Raw genomic sequence first — 6,113 nt, 5'->3', positions numbered from 1 at the left:
CGCCGAAACATTCGGCCTTCCTCCAGTCTTACCGGATGGACCAGGGAGGAACGAAGCTTTGCCGTGTTCACTTTTTTGCGAACACTTTGCACGTTGATTTAAATTGACTTTGGAAAAGAAATTCTTTGAATAAAGAGGCTTGGAGCCGCAAGTCACCACGAAACACCAGCAGATTGCGTCTTTAGCCTGCATAACAAGGAGTTTCGTCACACAAGGCCGGTGCAGGTGATACAAAAAATTTTAAATCGGAGAGGGGGGCCGCGGTTGATCGTCAACCTTGGCGGGGTGGGGTACCGGAAGGACCCAATTGGGTTAAAACACCCCCGTCTATGAGTATAAAATGGGCTGACCATGATGGCTTTGAACGCGCGACATTAAATACATTCATAGACTGCAATCAACGAATTCCATGCAAGCAATCAAGCTAGGCCGTCATTCATACGTTCATCCCATCTAACTAAATTTACAAGGACCACGAGCCGCGTATATTTCATGTGCATAAAAGATCGATGAACTCATGAAAGGGGTGTGACCTAAATATTCTGTGCCTTATTGCGGCCTGAATTCCGCTTTCGATTCATATGTCCAACTTATGCGACGGCGTTTCGCTAATTTGTTTAGCTAGGATTTCTAACTTGGCAAGGCCAGCGGATGGGAAGGCGTAATTCCAATCACTCTTCTTTATGGACTTGAAGCCATCTTCGAGCTTGCGAAGGCTTCGCCAAAAAACGAGAGCTAAAATGCCATTCGGCATGGTGCGCTCAATCAGCACCTGACGTTCCGCTTGCAGGGTTCCCTTTGGCGGCAAACTAGAAATAGTAAGCCGCAAGTCTCGGGTGCCATCGATTGGTTGAAATTCAAAAATGTATTCGTCTGGTTCTGCATTCCATTGGACCCGCTCCACCCCACTTCGGGATAGGCACGCCCGACAGAGGCCGTCGACAAGTTCTCCAACTGAGTCGTAAGGAATATGCGAGAACACTTGGTCAAAATGCGTTTCGCCAGATACGACGTGAACTTTTAGCCAGCCACTTGAAGGAGCAAAAAAATCTATTCGAAAGTCACTCTTCCTGACCATCTCAGGCCTCGCTTTGTGACAAGCCTTACTGACCGATTTTCTTCCAAAACTGATTCCAGCGATTCTCGGAATAGGCTAGGCAGCGAAGGCTGAGCACTATGGCCCCACTTGGCTTTGCCCATCGCACACCAAAATTGCTTCATCCATTGTTCCAGAGTTTGAGATAGTAATAGTTTGAAAATTTAAAGGGAAAGTCTTTACTGGTTGACTCGAAATAACCATTCCTGAAAGCGAGGAGATTTTTTCCGGATGAAAGGACGTCCTCGACCCACCTGCAAGCATAGGCTTCATGATTATCTCACGGGTGGCCTTTAAAAGCGCTGACAGCTGACTACTGCCGAGGGCTTTACTCAAAAACTTCTGGACACCAACGGCGTCTCCTCCGCTTAGGAAAGCTCCGGCTATCCGCGCCGCAAGAGCTAAAAGCCGCGGCTACCAGATTTCCGACGTTACCCGGTTTTTTCCCGACGCAGGCCGTGGGTTAAAATTTCAATATAATCGGACCCAGGCTGGACCCAGTAAAAACTCTCGTATTGCTGTCTGATGCAGGCTCTATTCCGCAAAAAACTTGACTGGCTTTATGCTTAATCGCCATTTTCGTAAAAAATTCACTAAGTACCAAATTGGATAATCCATGTTGATCACTCAGCTTAAAACTAATTTCAAAGTCAAATTTTCCTTCGTACTTAATAATTCTAAAGTCACATTTAGTTAGATTAAAAGCATCACACTTCAGCGTCGGCTCAGTTTGATAGTAGACGTCGTTAATCCCTAACATTGTTAGAATTGATTGATCAGAAGCTTTTCCTGTAAGTTCATTTAATAAGGGGAGTATATGCTCACTTGCAACGTCTTCAAAGACAATTTCTATTGTATTCATGTTCAATCCAAAAAACCTTTGAAAGTAAAGTCTAAGTTCACCCTCATACCTCGACCATCAGCCAATCTTTTTTCCCAAAAAGTTAAACCATCGTAACTTACTCGTTCAAAACTTCCTGGCGCTCTTACAATATCACGAAAATGCTTCATTCCTTGTGCATGCCATGAAGTCATTGCACCTGACAACTTTCCCCAAATCTCTGGGTTGCGTCCCGCATGCTTTGACAAAGCATGACCTAATTTAGTTGACCCTTTGTACGGAACAGAAGCTGATAGCAGCGTTTTGCGCAAAGATAAAGAAAAATTCAGATTCAGGATCCCTGACTGCGCGCCAGGGGCCAAGGGCCTCATGATTATCTCACGAGTGGCTTTTAAAAGCGCTGACAGCTGGCCATTGCCGAGGGCTTTACTCAAAAGCTTCTGGCCACCAAGGACAGCTCCACCGCTCAGGACACCTCCGGCAATCTGCGCCGCAAGAGCCTTAAGATTTGCATATTCACCCTGAGCCAGATATTCCCGGGTCTTCGCCTCTATGGCTGCTGCATCCCGTCCGTAGGGGCCCGAAGCAGCCTCGGCACCGATATTATCAGGGCTAATGGTCCCGGCGCTGACCCCTGCCGCGATTTCCGCAGCCCTGATCTCCCCTGGCGTCGCAGCCCCTGTTCCCGAGGAGCCGAATGGGCCAAGGGCACCTTCGATAAAAGCATCCGTTAACGAACTGGAGGCGCTGAAATAGGTGGCCACCGTAACAGGATCCTCTTCGTCCCCATTATTTTCCGCCGGCTCCTCACCGGGTTTATCCTCCGGCTCCCCCTCCCCGGGCACGGAAAAACTGACACTGAGCGTAGGTTTGACCTCAGACCGCCTTTCGTCTGTTTCGCCCGAGTAACATGCCTTTTTGTTCTGGCTTTCTATATCTTCGAGAAGCCGGAAAAAAAGCTGATCGCTCGTGTTCAGAATGAGGCGCAGATAATCGCTCTTCAGAGCGTCATTTTCATCAAAGATCGGCCAGTGGCCGAGAACGGAATAAATTTTTTCGAGCGATATCCGCATATAGGCCGAGCGCAGTTTCTCAAAATCGGAGGGTGTGATGGGAATGGTGGCACCACATTTGGGATTTTTCCCCTTGTCGAGACCGGCAGGGACTGTTGCTGACGTGATCTCCTGCTGTGAGTCGGGTACGAATGTGGTCCACCGTGGATCAAAAGGATCCCTTTTGGGCGTAATCACCGGGCCCGTGGGCTCTGATCCTGGCTGAGCGATGGTTGTGACAAGGGCGTTCTCCTGTTGACGCTGGCACTCGGCCTTTTTCTGCGTCACAGCACTTACGAAGTCAGAGGAACTGTCCCCAGTCAATGACACGATGGCTGATTCGGGCCTGCTCTCAATGGTGGACAGATTGAGATCCTGAACGTGCCGGGCCGGTCCTGTCGGGGAGCCGGTAAAATCCCCGGCCCCTGAGCCGCTGTCCGGAAGACGTTCAAAAGTCAGATCCGCATCCGAGCCGCTCAGGCGCTCAGCGATTTGATCCATGAGATCCGCCTTTTTAATATCAAGGGGACTGCCGGCTCCGGGCACCGGACTGTCTGCAGCGCAGTTGTATTCACGGTGCAGCTGCCTGGCTTTCTCTTCACAGGTCTGGATCCCGCCCTCGGGCTGGGCGAAATTGGCAATAAGGGAGAATTCAAATTCGGTTTTTGTCCGGCAGAAGGAATTGCAGTAAACGCTCGCAAAGGTGTCGGCGTCAGCGGCAATGCTGTCCATGAACAGCCGCTGCTCAGCCTCGAGCGTTGCGGCGGCGCACTCGCCGTTTAAAAGTGAGGCGTCCGCCTGCCCTTGAATGGAGTTTTCCACGGCGGCGAGCTCAAGGCCCACGGCATCCAGATACTCAAGGTAGTCGGCAAAAAGCAGCCGGCTCAGCTCCTCTTTTTCCCTCGTAGCGTCTACACCCGTGTCCCCTTCATAGATTTCATTGGCCAGATGCTCCCACACCGGCCCTGTGGCCCCGGGTGTAAGCGCACCACTGACTGTGGCCAGTTCGATGGCCTTTGCAGGGGGAACCATAATTAATAGGGCCAGAAACGTGGCAAGAATTCTCTGAAGGATGTGACGCTTTTTCTTCATTTTCCTGATCCATCCGGGCAAAGGTTCAGTCGGCGGGCTGTAAGGGAGGGCCCGTGCGGGGCGTTATAGCGGATGGGACGGTATTACACAAGCAGGGGAAAGCACTGCCGGCTGGCCAATTGCCGAATAACCGTTCTCAAATCCTTTTTTTACAGAGTGACTTTTTTCGGTTCTGTCGCGCCTAGGTAAGGCCATGGTATTGCCGGAGAAACTTGAGAAGGCCGACTCGAACGGCAAATACCGAACGCAACGGAGCCGGGAAACGTCAGGGCCCCGGAAAGAATGCCTATAAAATAGGCCGACCGTTAAAATTATTGGGAAATTTCAAAATTACGGCTTACCTGAAAGCCTTGGCAATCAAGGCCTGATGGAATTTTGCCATTCTTTCCGAGCCCTGCTTTGAAACACGCGGCCGCTGCCTAACTAAGACGCTAATCGCATCTTCAAGCGCAGGACATTGAAAAAAGAAGATGAAATATGATGTGATCTGATGTGATAGGAATCTATCATATTCCTTTTTTTGTAAGGTTTGGTCGAAGGGGTTGACGATTGCTTCAACTGCGCGCAAAACACAATTGAAGATCAATTAAAAAAAGGAAATTGCTATGAGAAGAAGTAAAATCAATTTTGTGCTTGGTGTATTGTTTGCAATGAAGGGTTTTAACAGCATGGCCAATCCTATTCCCAATGCAACCGTCGAAAATTTTGATGGCGTTGCTTGTCGCAAGGTTGCATGGGTGCAAAGCGGGGGTCAGCCGTGTCCCGTGGTTTGCCAAGCAGCGGGAGCTCAAGCGGAATCGGCAGTGTATGTGACAGCCGGGGGGATTCAGCAAACGTATACATGCAAGGGGACTCTTCCAGGAAGCGGAAACCAATCCTTTGGTAACAACTTTGTTCCAGGTGGTCTGAGCCAACAGTGTGTTGTTTCTCGACACAACATCACCGCTGTCGCGTTGAATGCATACGCCTGTCTCTGCTCTCGCCCCTGCATGATCAATTAGATGAGCCAGGATGCACGAATTAGAAGCGGACATAGACGTACGGCAAAGGCACCAAACCAGGGCCCCGGATGGCGCTGATGTTTTACAGGCAAGTCCTTGATGACGTTTTCCAAAGGCATACTTCATTGGCGCCAGTAGTGGCGCCCAGGCTGTTTGAGTTTGTCGTCGAGCACGATACAAGCAACAGCATAAAAAGCAATATCTTCAAGAACACCTCCGTCAATGTTCAAAATTAACCTCTTATGTAGTCGAGGATTCGCATGCCAAGCAGGAAGATTACACACGCGACCATAACTTGAACACTGAGATCAAAGAGGGGTAAGCCTTTCCTTTTACGTTCAGTTAAAATAAGAGCAATCAAAGTTGAATATCCGCCAATAAACCCCCAATGCTGGAAACGGTCGTCGATAAACTCTGAAGCATAAAATGCCAAGGCGACTACAAACAAAATTTTTTCGAGATGCTTCTTCATGAGCCTGTCAGGACCATTCAAATGCATTGACATAGATTCTTTTGCTTTCCACTAGAAAAACATCAACCTTCGGCAGCCAGACCTCATCCTCCAAACCACACGACGGACGACGTTAAGTCATTCGAATTCCCCTGTCCGCCTGTTTTCTTATCAACTTTAGGATTCTGGCTACCCGCTGGTTTCGACTGAAAAGACCATCTTTAGGCCGTTTTAGTTCTGATTCTCTTATCCTTAGTTCCAGACCATCCAATATGTCTCGAATATTCGAGAGCGCTTCAGAACGCATAAAGGCAATAGAGGGCTGTATAACGTGACGTCCGCCGCCACCTTTACCGAACAATATTCCCATATATCCTTCCCCACCATTAGCTCACATCATCCAGATTATTGCAACCCTTCATCCGGCCAGTCGCCGGCACCGCTCCTGACGCTTTATTGCAAGACGCGCATGATGAATGCACTCCGGATTAACTTTTGATCCATGGCTGACGGTTACCTTGGAAAATCCGTTAGAATAATAGGCATGCGTCCCATTCCGAATTAGTTCAAATCCATTGCC

General features: G+C 49.1%; 5 protein-coding genes. 1 reads left to right on the top strand and 4 read right to left on the bottom strand.

The features are described 5' to 3' along the window. Nucleotides 1-577: 577 nt before the first annotated feature. The 3 genes from VE954_RS30160 to VE954_RS30150 form a co-directional block, all read right to left on the bottom strand. Nucleotides 578-1,078 (bottom strand): hypothetical protein, encoded by a 501-nt coding sequence (locus VE954_RS30160; RefSeq protein WP_324959966.1) that lies wholly within the window; start codon nt 1,076-1,078, stop codon nt 578-580. A 481-nt stretch (nt 1,079-1,559) separates the two neighbouring features. Further along, entirely contained in the window at nt 1,560-1,958 is a 399-nt protein-coding gene (locus tag VE954_RS30155; protein WP_324959964.1) for a hypothetical protein, read from the bottom strand. A 2-nt stretch (nt 1,959-1,960) separates the two neighbouring features. Further along, nucleotides 1,961-4,081: a hypothetical protein gene (locus tag VE954_RS30150; protein WP_324959962.1), complete on the bottom strand. Its 2,121-nt coding sequence runs from the start codon at nt 4,079-4,081 to the stop codon at nt 1,961-1,963. Nucleotides 4,082-4,686: 605 nt separating this feature from the next. Here VE954_RS30150 and VE954_RS30145 point away from each other — a divergent pair. Then, nucleotides 4,687-5,082 carry a hypothetical protein gene (locus tag VE954_RS30145; RefSeq protein ID WP_324959960.1) on the top strand — a complete coding sequence of 132 codons (396 nt, stop codon included), beginning with the start codon at nt 4,687-4,689 and terminating at the stop codon, nt 5,080-5,082. A gap of 232 nt (nt 5,083-5,314) precedes the next feature. Here VE954_RS30145 and VE954_RS30140 read toward each other — a convergent pair whose 3' ends face one another. Beyond that, on the bottom strand, nt 5,315-5,554 hold the full coding sequence (locus tag VE954_RS30140) for a hypothetical protein (protein ID WP_324959958.1): 240 nt from the start codon (nt 5,552-5,554) through the stop codon (nt 5,315-5,317). Between the last annotated feature and the right edge of the window lie 559 nt (nt 5,555-6,113).

Origin of the sequence: Oligoflexus sp., assembly GCF_035638955.1 — a bacterium.
Taxonomy (GTDB): domain Bacteria; phylum Bdellovibrionota_B; class Oligoflexia; order Oligoflexales; family Oligoflexaceae; genus Oligoflexus.
The sequence above is the reverse complement of the archived record's forward strand: the minus strand, read 5'-3'. Positions and strand labels throughout refer to the sequence as shown.

Coding starts and splice junctions, on each gene's coding strand:
- VE954_RS30160 (WP_324959966.1), bottom strand. CDS start 1,078: ATGGTCAGGAAGAGTGACTTTCGAATAGATTTTTTTGCTCCTTCAAGT.
- VE954_RS30155 (WP_324959964.1), bottom strand. CDS start 1,958: ATGAATACAATAGAAATTGTCTTTGAAGACGTTGCAAGTGAGCATATA.
- VE954_RS30150 (WP_324959962.1), bottom strand. CDS start 4,081: ATGAAGAAAAAGCGTCACATCCTTCAGAGAATTCTTGCCACGTTTCTG.
- VE954_RS30145 (WP_324959960.1), top strand. CDS start 4,687: ATGAGAAGAAGTAAAATCAATTTTGTGCTTGGTGTATTGTTTGCAATG.
- VE954_RS30140 (WP_324959958.1), bottom strand. CDS start 5,554: ATGAAGAAGCATCTCGAAAAAATTTTGTTTGTAGTCGCCTTGGCATTT.